At 75.3% G+C, this 19,600-nt stretch carries 14 protein-coding genes and 3 riboswitches; of the genes, 6 read left to right on the forward strand and 8 right to left on the reverse strand.

What is annotated here, in order from left to right; genetic code table 11:
* Positions 1 to 372: 372 nt before the first annotated feature.
* Both ACFXHB_RS07275 and ACFXHB_RS07280 read left to right on the forward strand, forming a co-directional pair.
* Positions 373 to 1,038 (forward strand): 1,4-alpha-glucan branching protein, encoded by a 666-nt coding sequence (locus ACFXHB_RS07275; RefSeq protein ID WP_380572825.1) that lies wholly within the window; start codon positions 373 to 375, stop codon positions 1,036 to 1,038.
* 394 nt (positions 1,039 to 1,432) lie between these two features.
* Positions 1,433 to 1,909: a hypothetical protein gene (locus ACFXHB_RS07280; protein ID WP_380572826.1), complete on the forward strand. Its 477-nt coding sequence runs from the start codon at positions 1,433 to 1,435 to the stop codon at positions 1,907 to 1,909.
* Positions 1,910 to 1,993: 84 nt separating this feature from the next.
* Here ACFXHB_RS07280 and ACFXHB_RS07285 read toward each other — a convergent pair whose 3' ends face one another.
* Positions 1,994 to 2,719: a signal protein gene (locus ACFXHB_RS07285; RefSeq protein WP_380572827.1), complete on the reverse strand. Its 726-nt coding sequence runs from the start codon at positions 2,717 to 2,719 to the stop codon at positions 1,994 to 1,996.
* A 252-nt stretch (positions 2,720 to 2,971) separates the two neighbouring features.
* Between ACFXHB_RS07285 and ACFXHB_RS07290 the strand changes: the two genes are divergently transcribed.
* Positions 2,972 to 3,481: a hypothetical protein gene (locus ACFXHB_RS07290; protein ID WP_380572828.1), complete on the forward strand. Its 510-nt coding sequence runs from the start codon at positions 2,972 to 2,974 to the stop codon at positions 3,479 to 3,481.
* 244 nt (positions 3,482 to 3,725) lie between these two features.
* Positions 3,726 to 4,010 carry a pyrimidine/purine nucleoside phosphorylase gene (locus ACFXHB_RS07295; RefSeq protein WP_380572829.1) on the forward strand — a complete coding sequence of 95 codons (285 nt, stop codon included), beginning with the start codon at positions 3,726 to 3,728 and terminating at the stop codon, positions 4,008 to 4,010.
* A 126-nt stretch (positions 4,011 to 4,136) separates the two neighbouring features.
* Here ACFXHB_RS07295 and ACFXHB_RS07300 read toward each other — a convergent pair whose 3' ends face one another.
* The 5 genes from ACFXHB_RS07300 to ACFXHB_RS07320 form a co-directional block, all read right to left on the reverse strand.
* A complete protein-coding gene (locus ACFXHB_RS07300) occupies positions 4,137 to 7,172 on the reverse strand; it encodes a hypothetical protein (protein ID WP_380572830.1) in 3,036 nt (1,011 codons plus the stop codon).
* Entirely contained in the window at positions 7,169 to 12,091 is a 4,923-nt protein-coding gene (locus ACFXHB_RS07305) for a hypothetical protein (protein ID WP_380572831.1), read from the reverse strand. Before ACFXHB_RS07305 ends, ACFXHB_RS07300 begins: the two co-directional genes overlap by 4 nt.
* A 162-nt stretch (positions 12,092 to 12,253) precedes the next feature.
* Positions 12,254 to 12,937 carry a hypothetical protein gene (locus ACFXHB_RS07310; protein ID WP_380572832.1) on the reverse strand — a complete coding sequence of 228 codons (684 nt, stop codon included), beginning with the start codon at positions 12,935 to 12,937 and terminating at the stop codon, positions 12,254 to 12,256.
* Positions 12,938 to 13,310: 373 nt separating this feature from the next.
* A complete protein-coding gene (locus ACFXHB_RS07315; protein ID WP_380572833.1) occupies positions 13,311 to 14,372 on the reverse strand; it encodes a HEAT repeat domain-containing protein in 1,062 nt (353 codons plus the stop codon).
* A gap of 172 nt (positions 14,373 to 14,544) precedes the next feature.
* A complete protein-coding gene (locus ACFXHB_RS07320; RefSeq protein ID WP_380572834.1) occupies positions 14,545 to 14,943 on the reverse strand; it encodes a hypothetical protein in 399 nt (132 codons plus the stop codon).
* A gap of 271 nt (positions 14,944 to 15,214) precedes the next feature.
* Positions 15,215 to 15,363: riboswitch (cobalamin riboswitch) on the forward strand.
* Between the two features lie 99 nt (positions 15,364 to 15,462).
* Between ACFXHB_RS07320 and ACFXHB_RS07325 the strand changes: the two genes are divergently transcribed.
* Together ACFXHB_RS07325 and ACFXHB_RS07330 are read left to right on the forward strand one after the other, a co-directional pair.
* A complete protein-coding gene (locus ACFXHB_RS07325) occupies positions 15,463 to 16,560 on the forward strand; it encodes a prenyltransferase/squalene oxidase repeat-containing protein (RefSeq protein ID WP_380572835.1) in 1,098 nt (365 codons plus the stop codon).
* A gap of 113 nt (positions 16,561 to 16,673) precedes the next feature.
* A complete protein-coding gene (locus ACFXHB_RS07330) occupies positions 16,674 to 17,162 on the forward strand; it encodes a flagellar hook-length control protein FliK (protein ID WP_380572836.1) in 489 nt (162 codons plus the stop codon).
* Between the two features lie 89 nt (positions 17,163 to 17,251).
* Here ACFXHB_RS07330 and ACFXHB_RS07335 read toward each other — a convergent pair whose 3' ends face one another.
* Both ACFXHB_RS07335 and ACFXHB_RS07340 read right to left on the reverse strand, forming a co-directional pair.
* Entirely contained in the window at positions 17,252 to 17,593 is a 342-nt protein-coding gene (locus ACFXHB_RS07335; protein ID WP_380572837.1) for a hypothetical protein, read from the reverse strand.
* A gap of 114 nt (positions 17,594 to 17,707) precedes the next feature.
* Positions 17,708 to 19,135: a hypothetical protein gene (locus ACFXHB_RS07340; RefSeq protein WP_380572838.1), complete on the reverse strand. Its 1,428-nt coding sequence runs from the start codon at positions 19,133 to 19,135 to the stop codon at positions 17,708 to 17,710.
* Between the two features lie 134 nt (positions 19,136 to 19,269).
* Positions 19,270 to 19,346: riboswitch (cobalamin riboswitch) on the reverse strand.
* Positions 19,347 to 19,423: 77 nt separating this feature from the next.
* Positions 19,424 to 19,567, forward strand: a riboswitch (cobalamin riboswitch).
* The last annotated feature ends 33 nt before the right edge of the window (positions 19,568 to 19,600 follow it).

The following is a 19,600-nucleotide window of genomic DNA, read 5'->3' on the forward strand; positions in this document are numbered from 1 at the left end:
CCGCAGGAGCGGTGCCCGGCCGGCCGGTGCGCGCCGGGGCGGCTGCGCCGAGGCCTGCGGTCGGGCCGGGTTCGGGAGGCCCGGGGTGGGCAACATGTCCCAGACCCTAGGAAGCGGGCGGAGGGCCGTCATCCCCCTCCGGGGGTGCGCCGGGGCGCGGTGCCTCCTCCGTGAGAGGTACAGACCATCAGATCTCCTAGGGGGCAGGGCAGTTGTGGCCCCGGGTGCGGCGGGGGCGTCCCTCAGGGGCCGACCTGGCCCGACCCGGCCCGGCCGGTCCGACGGGGCCCGGTCGGCCCCGCGGCGACGGCGGACCGCACGGATGGGAAGGTGGAAGGGCCCACGTGTGATCAACGGAGGAGACCGTTCGACATGGCCGTCATCCATCAGACCGCCCTGAAGCCGTCCAAGCTGGAGCTGCTCACCGCCTGGCTCCCCACCCGCCCGTGGTATGGCGGTGGCCCGGGCGGACCGGAGCTGGTCAAGTCCGGCGGCTTCCGGCTCGACGACCCGCGGGGCGAGGTGGGGATCGAGTTCATGGTGGTGACCGACACCTCGGGTCCGGACCCGATCGCCTACCTGGTGCCGCTCAGCTATCGCGGCGCTCCGCTCGACGGGGCCGAGCACGCGCTCGTCGGCACCATGGAGCACGGCGTGCTGGGGCGGCGTTGGGCCTACGACGGCTACCAGGACCCGGTAGTGGTCGCCCAGTTGCTGGCCCTGATCGAGGGCCGGGTCGGGGCCCAGGACCAGAACGCCAGCGACACCCCCGATCCGGACGTCACCGCTTCCCGCACCGGGGAAGGCTCGATCCCCGGGGATTCCCCGGTGACCGCCACCGACGACCAGGAGGGCACCGCGCTGGCTCTCCCGCGGAGCGCCGTCCTCCGCCTGCGGCGGGCCCTGCGGGCCGCCGAGGGTGGCGCGCCGCTTCCGCCGCAGGGGGCGACCGGTCACCTGGCCGGGGTCTGGCGCACGCCGGATGGCGGCCGGGTCCGGGGGCTGTTCGCCGTCCTGCGACCGGGCGCCGGGGCCTGACGCGGGGCGGGGCCGGTGGGACGGGGTGCGGGACGGGGTCCGGGCCGGCCGTTGCCCCGCCCGCCGGCTCCCGGAGCCGGTGCGACCGGTGGGGCAGTGGACACCCACGCTTGTCGGATACATGACCGTCACGCGAAATTCACGGGCCGGGGTCTACTCGCATAGAGAGCGGCGGGTCATTCTGGTGTCGCGCCGCTTCCCGCACGGTTCCGCACCCTCGTCGCACCACCGATCTCCGCGTCAGCGGGGCCCGTCCGGACCGGAACCCGTCTGTCTTCCCGTCACCGTCCCCGGTCCGAGGGACCCCTGACGCGGCCCCGAGCACGGCGAGTCCGGTCGCGACGAGGCGGGGGCGCGCCCAGCCCGAGGTCCACCACCCTCACCGGGAGAGCCGATGAAGCTCCGCACCGTACCCACCGTCCTCGCCCTGGCCATGGCCGGGCTCGCCCTGGCCGCGCCCACGGCCGGCGCCAGTGGTACCAAGGTCTCGCAGGCGACGGCCGCCGCCCAGTTCAGGAACGCGGGCATCACCTGGAGTTCCAGCGGCGGCTGCACCACCCGGTCCAACGCGACCTGCACCTCGTTCGAGCAGATCAACTCCGGCACGGTGAGCACGATCATCACCCTCAAGCAGTCCAGCGGCTGTGCCATCAACATCACGGGCGGCACCGAGGTGGGCCACGCCTCCGGGACGTACAGCCACTACAACGGCTACAAGGTCGACATCTCCCGCAACTCCTGCATCGACGGCTACATCCAGAACAGCTTCACCTACATCGGCTACCGGGGCGACGGCTACCCGCAGTGGAAGGCCGCCTCGGGCAACCTGTACTGCAACGAGGGCAGTCACTGGGACATCCTGGCCTACTGACACCGGCCTCCGGGGGCGGGTCTCGGCCCGCCCCCGGAGTGGACGTCGCGGCGCGGGACCGGTCCGCACAGCCGCTCGGCGGCGTCAGACGCTCGGCGGCCCGGTGCGGTCGGCCTGCGACTTCGACACCGCGGCCGGGTCCTCGGTCGCGGTGAGCCGGTAGTCGACGCCGGTCGAGAAGGTGCCGGAGCCGCCGCGCAGCACGATCTCGTGCCGCCCGGGGGTGAGCCCGTCCAGCCGTACCCAGAGGCCGCAGGCCCAGGAGTCGTTGAAGTCCCGGTGGCCGCGGACCGGGCTGTTCGGCACCCCCTCGGCCCGGATCTGGGTGGCGCCCAACTCCTCCACGCGCAGGGCGGTCCCGTCGAGCACGGCGCTGCCCCGGGCGTCGTTCATGAACGCCAGGCAGTCGGAGCTCTCGCCGTACGTGTTGACCAACGGGAAGAGGATCGGGATGCCGGCGGGCACCGCGCACGTTCGGGTGACGGTCCCGCCGAACGTTCCGGCCAGCATCCAGATGCCCTCGGGCTGGCCTTCGGCGCAGTCGCGGCCGTCCGGGTCGACGACGGGGTTGCGCTCCGTGGGGGTGGATCCTGCCCAGTTCCACCACTGGTGCTGGAGCTCGGCCGAGGTGAGGGCCCGGATGTCGACCGGGGTGGGCTTCGGGGACGGTCCGTCGGGCGTCGGGGTGTCGTCGGCGGCGTGGGCCCGGGCGGCCGGTCCGGTGGCCGGAGCCGGGTCCGCCGCTCCGGAACAGCCGCTGAGCAGGACGAGTGCCGTGAGCGGCAGCAAGGAAGTTCGAACGAAACGCATGATCGTCAGCCTATGCCGGGCGGCTCCGCCGCCGCTGACGATTTCCGACCGGCCCGAGGGGACCGGGAGTTGGTGACCGTGACCGTGACCGTGGTGGTGAGGCGGAACAGCCTCTCCTCGCAGGTCCGTTGCCGGTGGCGCCCTGGACGGAGCGGCCGTCTATCGCTCGTTGACGGCCTGTCTACCCACGCTGCCTAGCGTCCTTCCTCGTACCGGCCCGATCCCGGGCCGTCGCCGAAAGGGAGAACTCTCGTGCTGCGCAAGACCCGCGCTCTGCTGACCGGTTCGGTCGCCGTCCTGGCCCTCAGCCTCGTCACGCCCACCCTCACCGCCCACGCCGCCGGGGACCAGAGCGGCATCGACGCCTGTGCCCGCGAGGCCCAGTGGGCGGGCTTCGCGAAGGACAAGTCCGGCGAGGGCCGCAACGACGACGCGATCTACGCCGTGGCGATCGCCATGGCCGAGTCCGGCTGCAACCGGCTGGCCGTCCACACCAACCTCCCCACCGACCCCGACCCGGGCACCAAGGACCTCGGTGCCTGGCAGATCAACGAGCGCTGGTACCCGGAGGTCCACGGCCACGACGCCGGGATCGTCACCGCCGAGAACTGGCAGGACATGGGCTGGTCGGCGCGCAAGGCCTTCAAGATCGACAACGACGGCACCGGCCGCGGCTGGGCCTCGTGGGCGGCCTGGCACCTGGGCACCTACCAGCAGTACCTCGGCCAGGCACGCGAGGCGGTCTACCGCGTCTGGCAGTGACGCCCCGCTCCGCGTGGCCACCACGGGCCCCCGCCCGGCGGTTCGGTCGGCGGCCACTCCCCGGCCGGCCGGCGGGTGCGGGGCCGGGGTCGAAGGCGGGGTCGGGAGGAGACCGGTTCGACCGGCAGACCGTCATGCGGACCGGTCCTCGACGACGAACCCCCCGCCGGTACCCTTCCCCCCACCGGGGACCGGCCCGCCACGGGTGGGCCGGTCCTCTCTGCTCATCCCCGAGAGGACGCCCATGTTCAAGGTCAACGAATACTTCGACGGCACGGTCACGTCGATCGCCTTCACCGCGGCGGACGGACCGGCGACCGTCGGTGTCATGGCGCCCGGCGAGTACGAGTTCGGCACCGCGAAGCGGGAGATCATGCACGTGGTCTCCGGCGCCCTGACCGTCCGGCTGCCCGGCTCCGAGCAGTGGGAGACCTTCAAGGCCGGCGAGCGGTTCGACGTGCCGGCGGACAGCCGGTTCCAGGTCAAGGCCGACGTCGACACCGCCTACCTCTGTGAGTACCGCGACTGACCCCGGCCGTCAGTACCGCGACTGACCCCGGCCGTAGTTACCGCGACCGATCCCGGCCGCGCGGGCGGCCGGGACGGCTCGGCCCACCGGGGCGCCGGTCGCGGGGCCGTACCCGCCGTGACGGCGTCAGGCCGGGGTGGCGCCGGTGCCGGTGACCATCGGGAGGGTGCGGCCGTCCGGTGTGGTGAGGGCCACCAGCCAGTGCTCGGGCGGCGGTTGGCCGGGCAGGGCGTCGAGGCGCAGTTCGGGCCCGGCGCCGGTGGTGGACGGCGTGGGACCGGCCGGGCCCGCCGGTCCGGCCGAGGTGGTGGTCGCGGACAGCGTCCAGGGCGCCGCGGCCGGGTGCGTGACCGGCACGGTGACGGCGAGGGCGGCGGTGCCGTCGCCGTGGGCGGTGTAGACGGGCACGACGGTCGGCAGCGGTAGGGGCGCGGCGACCCCGCGCGCCTCGGAGAGCGGGCTCCACCCACCGGGCCGGGCCTCCGTGGCGGGCGCCCCGAAGGTCTGGTAGAACACGCCGGCGAGCGGTTCGGTGTCCAGCGGGAACGTGGGCTCGGCGGGCCAGGCCGCCTCGCACGCGTAGCGCAGCGGCGCCCAGGCCGGGGTGCCGGGCGGAAGGGTGTCGGGGAGCTCGCCGGTCCACCGCCAGCCGTCGGCCGGGTTCTCGGGCGGCTCCGGGCGCATGTCGACGGTGCCGAGCACCGGCCAGGCGGTGGGCGGGCCACCGGCCGCGGACCGTCGCACCCGGACGAGCGGCGGGGCCTCGCGGTCCGGACCGAGCCGTCGGGTGATCGGCGGCGCGATGCCCCCGGTGGCCGACCGGTCACCGGGGAAGGCCACCGACACCCTGAGCCGTACGGTGCGGCCGTCCGGGTCGAGGGCGGCGGTGAGCAGCGGGGCGGGGGGCGTGTCGGTCAGCGGGACGGCGACGACGCAGCAGCCCCGCCGGTCCCGGGGAGCCTCCAGCCCGCTCGCGCTCACCGGCGCGAGTTGCAGGGCCCGCAAGGACTCCAGCCGCCCGGGGAGCGGGCAGCGGACGCGCAGCCGTCCGTCGGCGTCGGTCACCGTCGCCTCGGTGACCCGGGCCATCGGGGTGTGTCCGGCGGCGGTCTCCTCGCGGAGCGTCCCGGCGCGCTGCCAGCGGGGTTGTCCGGCGGCCCCGGCGGTGCTCGGGGGCGGCTCCTCGCCCGCGTACACCCGCCAGGTGGTGCCGGCCGGGACGCCGTCCGGCCGGGGCGTCCAGAGGTCCAGCTCGGCGAAGCCGTCCGGCCTGCGGTCGCCGCTGAACAGGATCACCTCGCCGCGCAGGGGGCTGGTCCAGGGCCGCGGGTCGTGGACGGTGAGGCCGGCGGAGCCGGAGCCTCGGGTGTCGTCCTGGTAGGTGGCGGTGACGGTGCAGGAGAGCGCCACGCTGGTACCGGGGGTGGTCGGCGGTGCGGCGGCCTCGGCCGTCCACAGCCCGTCGGCCTGCTCCTTCAAGGCCAACGGGCCCGCTGTGCCGGTGAGTTCGGGTTCGAGCGAGCGGAGCGGGGCGCCGCCCGCCAGGGGGGCGTTCAGGGTCGCCCGGACGGTGACGGTGCCCGGGACGGCGGGGGCGTCGCCGGTGGCGGCAGGGAACGCCTGGACGTAGTCGAGCGCGACGGCGGGCACGGCCGGGTCGGGCCGGGCGGGCTGCTGGACGTCGCCCGAGCTGCCGAAGTCCGACCACCGGCCCCACGGGTCGCCGGTGGCGACCAGCCAACGCGCGCTGCCCGCCGGGCAGTCGGTGTCGGTGACGAGGACGGCCCCGGTGCCCGGCCCGGCGGACGCCGCGATGATCGGCTGCCGATGGGGCCCGGTGTCGTCGATCACCGGGTTGAGCCAGCCGCCGGGCTCGCGCTTCACGGCGAGCGGGCCGGCCATGGTGTTTCGCACGGAGAGGGAGACCGTCCAGGTGTCGCCGGGCTCGCCGGTCACCTCGTGGGCCGGGTTCCACCGGGTGAGGTCGGGCAGGGCGTCGACCTGCGGCGGGTCGGGCGGGTCGGGGGGCGGTGTCGCGACGGCGAGGGTCCAGAGGCTGACCAGCCGTTGCCCGGCGGCTTCCAACTCCTTGGCCCGGTCGAGCAGGCGCTTCTCCGTGTGGGCCTGGTACAGGGCCTGGGTGACCGCCTGCTCCATCGGATCCGCCGCGTCCGGCAGCAGTGTCAGCAGCAGGGCGTTGCGCTCCGTCGGCTCGATCGCGAACAGCGCGGCGACGGCGAAGCAGCCGACCAGCTCCGGGCCGACGAGTGGCGCCGGGTCGGCGTCCAGGGTGGTGGCGAAGCCCCACCAGCGGGCCGTGGCCGGGTCGGTGGAGGCCGCCCAGAGGGCGAGCGAGAGGTCGGCGTCGATCGCGACCTCCTTCTGGCCGGCGCCCGCACCGGGCAGCGACAGCGGGGTGAGAGGGGCGAGCGAGGGCGGTGACGCGTGGGCGTCCCGCGCCCAGAGCCGGCCGATGTCGGTCTCCAGGTGGTGGGCGGCTGCGGCGGCGCGTGCCACCGGGTCCTCCGGTGCCGGGTCGTACGGCGGCACGGTGCTGTCGGCGACCCCGCGGCGCACCCGGGGGTCGCGGTCGGCCGAGTAGTAGGACCCGCGATCGGCTCCGCACCACCAGACACCCTCCGGCAGCTCGGCGCCGATCGCGTCGATCGGCGGGTCGGCCAGCCAGCCGGGCGGTGTGACCACCGCGCCGTCGAGCCGCGGCCCGGACCGGTAGGACGCGAGACGGAGGTCGGTGGGCGGCCCCTGGTAGCGCAGCCCCGGCAGCGGCACCCGGGCCACGAACGGGCGCCGCGGCGTCGGGGAGCGCCCGGTGCAGCTGGGCCCCGGACGTCCGGCGGCGTCCACGACGGTGAGGGTGCGGTCGGGGCCGCCCCACGCGCCGACCAGCAGAGCCTGCGCACCCGTGCCGGTGAAGCACCGGGAGCCGTCGGGCAGTTCCACGGGCAAGGGGTCGTTGGACAGCGTGGCGCTCCCGGCCCGCCAGACGGTGAACGGGCAGACCGGGAAGCCGATCAGCGGGGAGGGGAACACCCGCAGGTGCACGCCGGGCGGCAGCCCCGCGCCGATCGCCTCGTCCTGCGGAACGGTCACGCACTCCGCGGTGAGCAGCGCGGGGCTGACCCAGGCCGGTTCCGTGGTCATGGCCACACCTCCAGGGCGAGCGTCGGCACCGTGGCGGGCGCGGGCAGGGTGAGGGTCGCGGAGGTGCTGCTCCAGTCGGCCTTCTCCGGTGCGCGTTCCTGCCAGGTGAGGGTGAGCGGCCCGGCCGGGACAGGGCCGGGCGGCACGCACAGCGCCGTCGTGCCGGCGCGGTCCGTCCGGGTGACGAACCCGGTGAGGGCGAGGTCCTTCAGCCGGCCGGCGCGCACCAGGGGTTCGACGGCCTCCAGCAGCACCCCGCCGACGGCGTGCCCGCCCGCGTCGTCGGGCACCCACAGCACGGTGGTGCGGGCCCAGGTGTCCAGCGGGCCCGGGTCGGCGCCGGCCCGGTCGAGGGCCGCGCGCAGGGCGCCGTCGCTGTCCTCGCCCGGGTCGGTGGGGGCGGAGCGGACGAGGAGGTGCCGCACGGCGTCCACCGGGCCGCCGAAGCCGAGGTCCTCGAACATGACGGATGCGCGGGCCCAGTGGCTGGTCCGGAAGGAGACGTGCGGCAGGGGGGTCCGCACCCGGTCGGGCTGGGTGGTGTCCGAGCGGAGTTCGGCCACGGCGGCCAGGTCGTAGGAGGCGTCGCCGACCAGGAGCGGCTTCACCGCCAGGTCGGCGGCGGTGACGGGCCAGGTACAGGCCTGCTGTGCGGTGTCGAGCACGCCGTACCGGTCGACCGCGTCCATCAGTCCGAACTGCGCCGACGGGGCCAGGCCGCCGGTCAGCAGCTGCCTGCGGCGCGGGTCCTCCCGCCAGCTGGGGGGCGGATCGGTCCGGGTGACTTCGAGGTCGACGAGGTAGCCGTACAGGCGGGCGACGGTGGAGACCGTGTCGGTGGAGAAGGTGGCCACGAGCCGGTCGTCGTAGAACACCGGGGCGTCACCGCCGGCCGAGTAGCCCTTGAGGTACCGGCCCAGCATGGCGGGATGGAAGGTGCTGACGTCGTGCTGGAGCGCCGCCTGCGACGGGCGCGCCGCCTGATGCCCGGCGATCCGGAAGCAGCGGCTCTCGGTGCCGCCCGAGGTCTGCGTGCTGCCGTCGAGCGAGCCCGCCCAGGTGACGTCCAGCCGGTAGGTGGCGTCCTCGACGAACAGGTTGCCCAGCGAGAGGCCGCGCGACGTCTTCCGTTCGGCGATCGAGGCCTTGCCGGCGGCCCGGGCGTGGTCGACGGCGTCGGCGGCCACGGCGGTGACGCCGCCGACGGCGACCACGGCCAGCAGCGGACCGACGGGGCGGGCGACCGGGACGAGCCCGTGGCGGACCGTCACGGTGGCCACGGGGTCGGGGGAGCCGTCACCGGGCCGGTACTCGAAGACACCCAGGATCCCGCCGGACGTCTTCTGGGTGTTCGTCAGTGCCCAGTCCACCCGGGAGCCCGCTCGCTCGGTGAAGACCTCGACGGCCTGGAAGGACTCCGCGGTGTACCGCAGGACGAGCGTCGGCGCGACGCCCGCCCGCTCCCACGGCACCAGCGGCGAGTCCAGGGTGAGGGTGGTCCGGACCGGCCGCGGGACGTCGTCGGCCCCGCCCTCGGACGGAACCACCACCAGATCGGCGAGCGGCAGCAGGCCGGGGAACTCCGCCGGCGGGAACGTCGACGGGAGGGAGACGGACACCGGGCCGGTGTCGGGCGGCCCGCCCGGGACCAGCGCGGTGCCCGGCGGCAGCACCGGCGCCGACGAGGGGACGGCCGGGACGGGGTCGAGCGGTGCGACCGCCGTGACCACGGTGCTCGCGGTGGCCCGGACGGTGGCGGTGGTCGCGGGCGTCGGCCCCGGTGTGGACGGCCCGTCGGCGAGTGACGGGAGCCGCCAGGAGACGCCGTCCGGGACGGCCCGGCCGCCCACGGCCCAGCCGGGTGCCGCCGACCAGTCGCTGGCGCAGTCGCGCCGGAACCGCAGGACCGGGTCGGCGGGGTCCTTCGCACCTCCGTTGAGCAGGTGCTGCGCCCAGAGCGCCGGTTCGTGGGTCAGCAGGGCCAGCACCCGGCCGGTGGTCGGCGTGTTCGGCGCCACTCCGGGCGGGAGCTGCCAGCAGGCGGGCAGCTGGGAGTGCGGCGGCACGTCGACGCCGTTGTCCAGCCGCTGGAGGGTCAGACCGGTCAGCTTCCAGTGCCCGGGGTAGCCGGGCGATCCGATCGTGCCGTCCGGGGCGGCCGCCGTGCCGTGGCCGGGCGGGGAGGAGGTCTGGTCGAGGGCCCCGTGGAACGGTTCGCCGGGCGGGCCGGTGTAGGCGGGACTGGGCGCGAAGCCGAGCAGGAGGACGCCGTCGGGCCACATCGCGGGCGCGCCGTCGGACTCCTTGGTCATGGTGCCGTCGGTGGCGGCGGCCCCGGTGAAGTCGGCGACGGTCGCCGAGACCAGCGGGTCCGCCGGTGGATCGGGCTTGACCGGTTTGCTGTCGCCGAAGGTCAGGTGCACACAGCCGCTGAGCTCGAACAGCCACAGGTCGATCGATCCGCAGGCTTTGAGCTCGGCGAACTTGGCGTCACCGGGGCCCAGTCGCAGCGTCAGCGTGCTGTTCAGGCCGAGGCTGAACGGTCCCAGGTGCAGTGCGCCGCGGACGTCCGCCGAGCCGGCCACGAACACCGGCGCGCTGCCGACCGCGGCCACCGCGCCGGCCGACAGCTCGGCCCACACCGGCGACATGCCGTACTTGGCACGGAAGGAGAACCCGGCCGCGGCCCCGAACCCCGCGGCCGGGGTGGCCGGCAGCCCCGGTATCGGCTTCGGGAACCCGTTGCCCCGCAGCATCAGGAAGGCCTCGGCCCCGACCGCGAAGAGTTCGGGCAGCAGCACCGCCCGGATCGGCGTGCCGTAGCCGGGCGCGGCCCCGAGGTGGACGAACCAGTCGCTCGCACCGGACGCCCGGACGTAGCGGGCCTCCGCCGGGACGTCGATCTCCAGCAGGTGCCACGCCCCGGGGTGCGCCGGGTCGTCGGGCGGGAGGTGGTACTGCCCGGCGACGCCCGCGTAGAGCTCCTCGGCGCCGACGGACAGCAGACCGGTCATCCTGGCACTCGTGGTGGCGTCGGGCTTGCGGGTCACGTCGCGGGGCGTGGACAGGACGGTGGCGTCGAGGGCGACGAGCAGGCCGAGGTCGGGGGTGCGCACGACGACCCGGCCGAGCGCGGAGAACGCGAGGCCGAGGTCGGGCAGGGTGCCGACGGCGACCCCGGCGCCGAACAGGTGCGTTCCCAGCTGTCCGACGGTGTGCTCGGCGTCCGGCTGCCAGCGCAACCGCTGCTCGACATCCGACGGCTGTCCGACGGTCCCGTCGATCGTCGAGGCGCGGTTGAGCCCCAGGACGGCCTCGATGCCGAACAGGCCCAGCCCGCTGTCGGCGAGCGGGATCGGCGCCGGCAGGGTCACCCCCAGCACCGCGAGGATCGACCGGGTGCCGTTCAGCCGTTCGCTGGTCAGCCCGGCGTCGGCGGCGAGGTTCAGCGGGGTGATCTCGACCCGCAGCGTGGCCGAGAAGGCGCCGTCGTCGCCGAAGGCGATCCGGCCCTCGCCGGAGACCAGATCCGGCACCTCCAGGGACAGCGAGAACCCCTGGAGCGACACCTGGTGGTCGTCGAGCGAGACGCGCAGCACGCCGCCGGCCGAGTGGACCGGGCCGAGGTCGAAGGTCAGGCGGAGGTCCAGTTCGAAGAAGGACGAACCGTGGCCCGAGCGCACGCCGGTCACCTGGAGCAGGCCGGAGGGCTGGGACACCTCCCAGCGCCCGGTGTCGGAGACGTCGATCGACGCTCCCTCGAAGCTCAGCAGGGGCGCGCCGGAGCCGTACTCCAGCAGGGCGTCGCGGACCGCGACCCGCATGGGGGCGACGGTGCCCGCCGTCAGGATCGTCGACCGGATCCGGCAGTCGAGCTCCGCGCGGTAGTCGATCCTGGCACGGCCGGGGGTGGCGGGGTCGAACCGGACCGCGGTGACCGTGGTCCGGCCGTGGCTCCCGGGGCCCGGGGGGAGGATCCCGGTGTCGGCCCCGGTGCCCCCGACGAGGGTCCGGGCCTCGGCGGCCAACGCGGTGAGCGCGGCGAGGTCGCTGCCCTTCGCCACCGGTTCGGTGTCCGCGGCGGTGGCGGTGACCAGCACCGCCGCGGCCGCGAGGCCGGTGTCGGTGTCCGCGAGCACGCCGTCCTCGCCGGACTCCACCGCGACCGTCCCGCGGTAGCCGCCGGTGTCGTGCGCCAACCGGGCGCGGACCACCGACCGGCCGACGGTCGGCGCCGCGACGCCTACGACGGCGGTGCTCGGCAGGGCGAACGGCGTGCTGACGTCGATCGAGTCGGGGAACGGCCCGCCGGCTCCGCTCCAGCCGAGGCTGTAGTGCACCGGGCCCGCCGTCGCGCTCACACCGCCGGCGAAGCCCGGCCGGCCGACGGTCAGCGCGAAGTCCAGCGGCACCGGGGCGGCCGACGGCAGACCACCGACCGTGACGGTGCCGGCCAGCTCGAACGCGGGCGCGCCGTCGGCGAGGCGCAGCGCCGCCGAGGTCAGCCCGAGCGACACGGCGGTGCCGCCCGGCGACGCGTGCAGCAAGGCCGGGGCCGGCGTGAGCGCGACCGTCGCGGCCCCGCCGACCGGCCCGCCGAGCGCCCAGCGGACGCCCTTCGGGTCGATGTCCACCGTGGCGACGGCCGGACCGGTCACCGTGAGGGACACCGGCGTGCCGTCGGCCTGGCCGCCGAACACGAGCCCGGTGAGCGGGAGGGTGAGCCGGGCCGAGGCCGGGCCGCCGCTCGCGGTCGCCCCGTGGACGGTCCCGCGGAAGCCGCCGATCGTCAGCTCGACGTCGAAGGGGGCCGCCGTGGAGGCGGTGGTGGCCGAGAGGGCCGACAGCTCCCCGCCCGCGGGGAGCGGGAGCTGCGTGATCAGATGTGCGGCGCGTAACGCGTCCACCAGCGTGCTCATGGTGGGTCTCGCTCTGCTGATCGGGCCCCGGCCGCTGACCGGCCGGGGGCGCGGTGCGGTCGGGCCTGCCCGACGGGGTCCCTTCCAGCCTCGGCCCGCCCGCGCGACAACGCAACCCCCTGGGCCGGTCGGATCCCGGCCGGTCCAGGGGGCGCGTACGGCCTAGCGGTGGGCGATGCGCTCGACCTCGAAGAGCTGGGCGGCACCGATCCGGCCCTCCTCCAGGGAGAGCAGCCAGCTCAGCAGCTCCGGTGCGGCGTGCAGCTCGTCGTAGAAGCCGAGCCGGAGATCCGCCAGCTGCCCCTCGAAGAGCCAGTCGTCGAGCGCGTCGGCGAGGTGGCGGTCCGCCGCGTCGGTCCGGGTACCGGCCCAGACCGTCAGCCACGGCGAGAGGCTCCCGGTGCTGACGGAGACCGCCTCCAGTACCCCGGTGACCGACCCGGTGCCCGGGTACTCGTGCAGGGCCGCCCGCCACCAGGCGTGCCAGACGCCCTCCAGCGCTTCCCGCTCCGGCTCCGACCAGGTCCGCGGCTCCGCGGCGAGCAGCCGGGAGGCGATCAGCCCGTGGTCGACGTGCAGCCGATCGGTGGCCAGGAGGCGGACGACGCGCGGTGTCATCCGGCGGTAGAGGGCGGGGAAGTCGTCCCAGTGGCCTTCCGATTCCGCCGCGACCGAGCGGACCAGTGCCTCCGGTAGCCGCTGCGAGGGCCCGGCGAGTGCCGCGAGGTCGGCGTCGGTGTAGCAGTAGGCGCAGCCGCCGACGGTGAAGGGTCGTTCGGAGACCGGCGCGAAAACGGTGTCCAGCGCGTCGAGAGCGCTCCGGAGCTGCTGGGAAGGGTCGGTCACGGGAACCTGCTGGGGGGGGACCTCATCCGGCCTACCGGAGAAGGGACGGACGCTACCACACGCCGTCAGTCGGTCGGTCTGTCGGTCCGCCAGGACTCGTGCCGCCGGGCCGGAATACGCTCGGGTAGTGGTGGGTCACCGCTGGACATGCGAAGTGATCTTGAACCGTCCGGCGGCATACATCCCCTGTTGGCGGCACGGTTCAGCCCCCACGCGTTCGACCCGTCCGTGAGCATCGACGACCACGCCCTCGGCCTGCTGCTGGAAGCCGCGCGGTGGGCGCCGTCGGCCGGGAACGGCCGATGCGAGGGGCGGGGACGGTGCCCCGCCTCGTCGTGGCCCTGGTCGCCGACGTGCGGGGCCCGGGAGGCCGTCAGGTCGCGGACCGCCCCCCGGGGGACCGGGTGAGGTCGGCCACCACCAGCCCGGCCGCCCGTGCCGGGTCCCCGCCGGCGCGGGAGAGCAGCTCGGCCACGTCGTAGCCGGCGTCGGCGGCCTCCCGGTGGGTCAGCCGCATCGCGTGCACGGACTCGTAGCGCGGTGAGTCGAGTGCCGCGCCGATGCCGGGGCGCAGCCGCTCCAGCTCCGTCACGACCGTCCAGGCGTCGTCCTCCAGCCGGGCCCGCCGCACCGGGTCGCAGGCCGCGACGGCCCGGTGGGTCTCGGGCGAGGCGGGGTCGCAGGCGGCCAGCGCCGGCAGGAGCGCGGGGACGCCCAGGATCTCCGCCGCGTCGAGGGTGAAGGAGTGGGACCAGCCGTCGGTTTCCAGCAGTCGCGCGATCAGCGGCACGGCGCGGGGGTCGTGCCGTCTGGCCAGCCCCCGGGCGCCCTCCTCCCGGACCTCGTCGCACGCGTCGGTGGTGCACGCCCACAGCGCGTCCCTGATGGCGGTCGTGTCCTGCTCCCGTTGGAACCCCAGCGTGAAGGCCGCCCAGTCGCGGACCTCGGGGTCCTCGTCCCGGGTGAGCCGGATCAGCGCCCGGACGTCGGGCCCGTCGGACAGTCCGCTGGTGACGAAGGTGAACTCCGAGGCGACCTGACGCCGCAGGTCGGCGTCCTCGTGTCCGGAAAGGCCGACCAGCACGGGAACGCCGCGCCGGTCCCGGGTCCGGCCCAGGGCGCAGACGAGGGAGGACAGGACGGAGGTCTCCGTCTCCACCTCGGCCGGCGCCGTCAGCGCGGTCGCCGCCGCGCTGCGCAGGGACTCGTGCGTGTCGGCCGCGCTTCCCACCAGATCGCAGCCGACCTTGCGCTCCAGGGCATCGGCCGACCCCAGCAAGCCCGACCCGCGGCGCAACGCCGGCTCCCCGTTCTCCTCCTGCGCCGCCTCCCGGACCAGCGCCCAGTAGGCGTGCCCGTCGTGGTCCGCCTCCGAGACCCGCGCCAACCGTGCCGCGGCCACCAAGCGTTCCGCCGGCCCCACCGTGTCGTCCATGCGCGCATTCTGGCCCGACGGCCCGGTGCCGGGCACCCGATTTCCACGCCGGCCCCGCGCCGATGTCCTCGACCTCCCGCGGCTTCCGGCCGTCTCCTCGGCGGTGTCCAGCCCCTGCGTGAAGCCGACGATCTCTCCATCCGATACGACAGTCCGACCGGGAGATGTCGGGTCAGCAGTAGGTTTCGATGAAGAGGAGCACCCGGCCGTCGTCGGCGGTGAACTCGTACGCCTCATGGATCGGCAGGTCGGTGGCGTCGAGGCGGGCCCGCGCCGCCAGCCACGCGGCGGGGCGCTCGGCGTCCGCCAGAAAGCGGGGGAGCCACCGCTCGGCCCGGTCGTCGTAGTACTCGCCCATCGACATCACGTCGGCGCAGACGGCCAGCCGCTTGGCCCGGCGGGGGTGCAGCGGCCCACGGGCGAGCCGCCAGTGGCAGCCCTCGCCGTCGGCGAAACCACGGGCCGCCACGGGACGCAGGGTGTACGAGCCGGCGCGCTCGTCCGCCGACGGAGGTTCCATGGCGGCCACCACCTCGGCGAGGGTCGTGGCACGCTGACGCTTCTTCGACACCCGGACAGGATGCCAGGGCCGACCGTGTGTCGGACAGTTCGTGTGTCGGGACAGTTCGTGCGAGTCCGTGAGCCGGGAGGCCGGCGGGGGCCCGGTCGATGGCTCCGACCGGCCTCGCGGTCCGGTGGGGTGATCGTGGTCGCGGGTGCCGGTACCGGTCCCCGGGGCGACGACCTGCCGGGCGGGGGAGGGGAGTCCGGCAGGCCGGGGGCACGGCGTCGGCGAACCACCGGGTGGTCATGATGATGTGACGCACGATCCCTTGACCCGGTCTTTTCCGCTTCGCGATGATGAGCCGTCACATGGTGACTCCGTCAACGGGGGAAGTCCGGTCCGAATCCGGCGCTGACCCGCAACGGTAGGTCGCCGACGTCACGTCGGCGGCGAGCCCGAGTACCCGTCGGCGGAGATGTGGCGTCCACTCCTCCCGTCGTGGTCTGCGGGCCGGAGCTCCGAAGGCTGCCCCGGCACCCGCCGCGCGCCTTCCGGGCCCCTGCGTCCAGGCCCGGAAAGGCACCCATGCCCCCGCTCCGCCGCACCCTCGGTCTGCTCGCGATACCCGCCCTCGCCCTCGCCACCGCACTCCCGGCCTCGGCGGCCGCCCACGCCGCGCCCGCGGCCGCGCCCGCCGCGACGACATCCGCGACGTCGTCCGCGACGCTCCGGCCGGACGCCGCGGCGGCCGGCTGGCTGGCCCGCCAACTCGTCGACGGGGACCACTTCGAGTCCGTCTTCAACGGCACCGCCTACCCCGACCAGGGCCTGACCGTCGACGCCGTACTGGCCTTCGCGGCCTCGCACAGCTCCGACCAGGCGGCAGCCAGGGCCACCGCCTGGCTGGCGAAGCCCGAGATCATCGGCGGCTACCTCGGCGACGGCACCACCGAGGCCTACGCGGGCGCGACGGCCAAGCTGCTGCTCGCCGTCGAGGTGCGCGGCGGGAACCCGGCCGGGTTCGGCGGCGTCGACCTGCCGGCCCGGCTGCGCTCGCTCCAGACCGCCGAGGGCCGCTTCTCGGACCGCTCGCAGTGGGGCGACTACAGCAACGCCTTCGGCCAGTCGCTGGCCCTGATCGCGTTGCACCGCACGCCCGGTGACGCCCCGGCGGCGGCCGTGGACTTCCTCGCGAACAGCCAGTGCGCGGACGGCGGCTTCCCCGTCTCCTTCGGCGCGGCCACCTGCACCGGTGACCCGGACGCCACCGCGCTCGCCGTCCAGGCCCTCGCCGCCACCGGCCGCGCCGCCAAGGCGGCCTCCGGCCTCGCCTGGCTGGCCTCCCGTCAGAACGCCGACGGCGGCTTCGCGGCCTCCGGGGCGACCGCCTCCAACGCCAACACCACCGGCCTGGCCACCCAGGCGCTGCTCTCCGCAGGGCGCTTCGGCGCCGGCCTCAAGGGCTGGAGCCGCTTGGTGAAGTTCCAGCAGGGCTGCGCCACGGACCCGGCGGTGCGCGGCGCGGTCGCCTACGACGCGTCCGGGTTCAACCCGGGCAACGGCGCCCGGGCCACCGCGCAGGCCGTCCTCGGCCTCGCCGGCACCCCGCTGGCCACCCTGTCCGCCGCGGGTGCGCGTCCCGGCGCCCCCACCCTCGCCTGCCCGGCACCGGCCGCCGGCTGAGGCCGCGAGCGCCGGCGCGGCGGACGCCGGCGCGGCGGACCCCTGATCCCGAGAACCCCAGAACCCGCGAACCCCTGATCCCGCGAACCCCTGATCCCGCGAGGAGAGTTCCGATGACCGACACCCTCACCCCGGCCCGCCCGGTCCGTCCCGTCCGCCGCACGCTCGGGTCGATCGCCGGGGCCGTGGCCCTCACGGCCGGCCTGCTCGGCATCTCCGCCGTCCAGGCCCCGCAGGCCCGGGCCGCCGCCTGCTCCGGCACCACCGGCGTCACCGTCGTGGTGGACTTCACGGCGGTCGGCGGCGGCGTCCAGACCGGCTGCGCGCTCGGTGACCCGGCCAGCGGCCTGGCCGCGTTGACCGGCGCCGGCTTCTCGTACGCCTTCCACCCGCGCTTCCCGGGTTTCGTCTGCACGATCAACGCCCTGCCGACCACCTGCACCAACCCGACCGGCAGCGCCTACTGGTCGTACTGGCACGCCCAGCACGGCGGCGCCTGGTCGTACAGCGGCCTGGGCGCGGGCAGTTACAACCCGGCGCCCGGCGAGGTCGAGGGCTGGGCCTTCGGCGCCGGCGCGCAGCCGGGCATCACCGCGCCCTGAGATCCGGCACGACGCCGCCCGGACCCACAGCCGAACGCCGGTGCCCCGGCCCCTCCCCTCGGAGGAGCCGGGGCACCGGCGGCACGGCTTCAGGCGTCCCGGGAGGCCCGGCGCCGGCGGGCGAGCCGGTCGGCCAGCAGGACCGTGGTGACCGCCGCGGCCGTGAACAGCAGGGTGTTCACCACCGTGCCGGCGGTGGTGAGCCATGCCGGTTCGTCGCCGCCCGGCAGCCGGGTCGCGGTGAACAGCCCGCCGATGCCGGTCAGCAGGCCCCGTGCGAGGTAGACGGCGGCCAGTGCGGCGAACCCGACGGGCAGGGTGAGGAGGAGCGCCGCGAGGTAGTACCGCCCGTTCTCCGTCAACCCGCCCAGGGCGGCCAGCACGCCGACCGAGGCCACGTAGCCGCCCGCCACCCATCTGGTCACGCTCATCGGTACCCGTTCCCCCTGTCCGGTGGCCCGGGCGGCGGATCCGCCGGGCCGTCGTGGTTCCCGCCCGCCGGGAGGGGGCCGACCGCGGATCGTCCCCCTCCCGGCGGCGTGCGGTCAACTGCCGTAGCGCAGCGACACGGTGTCGCCGAGATGGACGGTGGTGGCCCGGGTGGCGGCGCTCGCGGCGGCGCCGTCCAGGCCGACCTTCCAGGTGGAGGAACCGCTGTTGGCCGTGCCGTTGACCGCCGTGACGGTGCCGCCGCCGGTGGACGGCGTGACGGAGGTGACGCAGCCGCCCGGGGTGGCGCCGGCCGCCGCGTCCAGGACCTCGCCGAGGGTGGTGGCCGTGCCGGTCGGGGTGAGGGTGACGGCGCAGACCTTGAGCGCCCCGGTGCCGTCGTCGACGACCAGGGCGAGCCTGGCCGCGGTGCCGGCGGTGAACCCGCCGGTCGCCGCCCAGGCCGGTTCCCCGGCGGTGGTCGGGGCGGGCGGGGTGGCGGTGAAGCCGGCGCCCGCGACGGCGCGCAGGCCGTCGACGGAGGCGTAGGGGGACGGGGTGGTGTCGGTGGGCAGGTACTTGAAGCCGCCGCCGGGCTTGAACTGCTGGGCGATGAGGAAGTCGAGCGGGGTCTTGCCGGTGCCGCTGGTGAAGTCGGTGCCCTGGGGGTTGATGCCGCAGGCGTTGAGGCCGGACACGGCCCAGCCGTTGGAGTCGGTGTTCACGCCGAACATGGCGTTGAAGGCCCCGGACGAGGCGAGCTTGCCCTTGAGGAAGTTCTTGGCGGCGACGATCGCGGGATCGGTGTTGGCTACGCCGCCGGTGCACAGCGAGGCCATGGCCGCGCCGGTCATGTCGACGTCGCTGCCCTGGGCGAGGGCGGTCGGGTCGCCCGCGGCCTTGCTGTAGTTCCAGCCCCCGTCGTTGTGCTGGTTGGCGCGCACCGCGGTGACGGAGGCGTTCAGCAGGGCCTGCGGGGCGCGCTGGGCGCCCGCCTGGGTCCTGGCACCCGCGAGGGCGAGCAGGCCGAAGACGGTGCCGTTGAAGTTGGCGGACGGGCCGTAGTAGCCGGGTTCGGCGCTCTGCCAGTAGGCGGTGAGGTCGGCGAGGAGGTTGCGGGCCGGGCCCACTCGGGCGGGGTCGATGCCCGCCGCGTAGGCGTTGAGGATGCCGCGCTCGTAGTCCGTGACGACCGGCGAGCCGCCGGGCCAGCCGGGCGCGGCGAGCTGGTTGCGGTACACGAGGCGGGCGTTCTTGCTCGCGTCACCACCGGGGGTGACGTCCGCCGCTGCCGTGCCGGCGGCCGCAAGCGCGCTGAAGGCCCACTCGTTGGAGAGCCCGCCACCGGTGACGTAGCCGCCGTCGGCGGCCTGCAGGGACTTCAGGTAGGTGACACCGGTGCTCTTGGAGGTGGCTATCTGCGCGGGACTGGCCGTCGCGTGGGCGGGGACGGGGGTGAGCAGCAGCGCTCCGGCCGACAGCGCCACGGTGACGGCGGAGGCGGCACGGGACGGGGTGGTCCGCGAGGTGGTGGGGAGGGTCACGGGACAGGCTCCTTGGGGTGGCGGGCGCCGACCCTGCCCCGTGCGGTCCGGCGTCCGTTCGGGCGCGCGCGACCGCTGGAGCGGTCGCCGCCCGAATCGCGTGGGCCGGCATTCGCCGTGGTGCACGGCCGGGCGGGCATCCGGGCTCGGGGTGGCTCGAACGCCACCCCACACCGCTGCGCGTCAGCCCCGGATTCGCACCGGGTTCCCCCGTCAGGCCACCGCGGACGCTACCGTACGGCGCTCCCGATCACGAGGTGATGTGGTCGACATGACGACCCGTTGACTGTCCCTCGACCGACGTGGTCTGATGAACCGTTTTTCACCCTCGGCATTCAGGGGAAGCCGGTTCGATTCCGGCGCTGACCCGCAACCGTGGACCCACCTCCGGGTGGGTGAGCCGGAATGCCTGGACCGGGGGTCTGTTCCAAGCACATGCGTCGTCGCGGACTACGACGTGGTCGG

Origin of the sequence: Kitasatospora sp. NPDC059327 (assembly GCF_042752535.1) — a bacterium.
Classification (GTDB): Bacteria; Actinomycetota; Actinomycetes; order Streptomycetales; family Streptomycetaceae; genus Kitasatospora.

Coding starts and splice junctions, on each gene's coding strand:
- ACFXHB_RS07325 (WP_380572835.1), top strand. CDS start 15,463: ATGCCCCCGCTCCGCCGCACCCTCGGTCTGCTCGCGATACCCGCCCTC.
- ACFXHB_RS07275 (WP_380572825.1), top strand. CDS start 373: ATGGCCGTCATCCATCAGACCGCCCTGAAGCCGTCCAAGCTGGAGCTG.
- ACFXHB_RS07295 (WP_380572829.1), top strand. CDS start 3,726: ATGTTCAAGGTCAACGAATACTTCGACGGCACGGTCACGTCGATCGCC.
- ACFXHB_RS07300 (WP_380572830.1), bottom strand. CDS start 7,172: ATGACCACGGAACCGGCCTGGGTCAGCCCCGCGCTGCTCACCGCGGAG.
- ACFXHB_RS07280 (WP_380572826.1), top strand. CDS start 1,433: ATGAAGCTCCGCACCGTACCCACCGTCCTCGCCCTGGCCATGGCCGGG.
- ACFXHB_RS07305 (WP_380572831.1), bottom strand. CDS start 12,091: ATGAGCACGCTGGTGGACGCGTTACGCGCCGCACATCTGATCACGCAG.
- ACFXHB_RS07335 (WP_380572837.1), bottom strand. CDS start 17,593: ATGAGCGTGACCAGATGGGTGGCGGGCGGCTACGTGGCCTCGGTCGGC.
- ACFXHB_RS07285 (WP_380572827.1), bottom strand. CDS start 2,719: ATGCGTTTCGTTCGAACTTCCTTGCTGCCGCTCACGGCACTCGTCCTG.
- ACFXHB_RS07330 (WP_380572836.1), top strand. CDS start 16,674: ATGACCGACACCCTCACCCCGGCCCGCCCGGTCCGTCCCGTCCGCCGC.
- ACFXHB_RS07315 (WP_380572833.1), bottom strand. CDS start 14,372: ATGGACGACACGGTGGGGCCGGCGGAACGCTTGGTGGCCGCGGCACGG.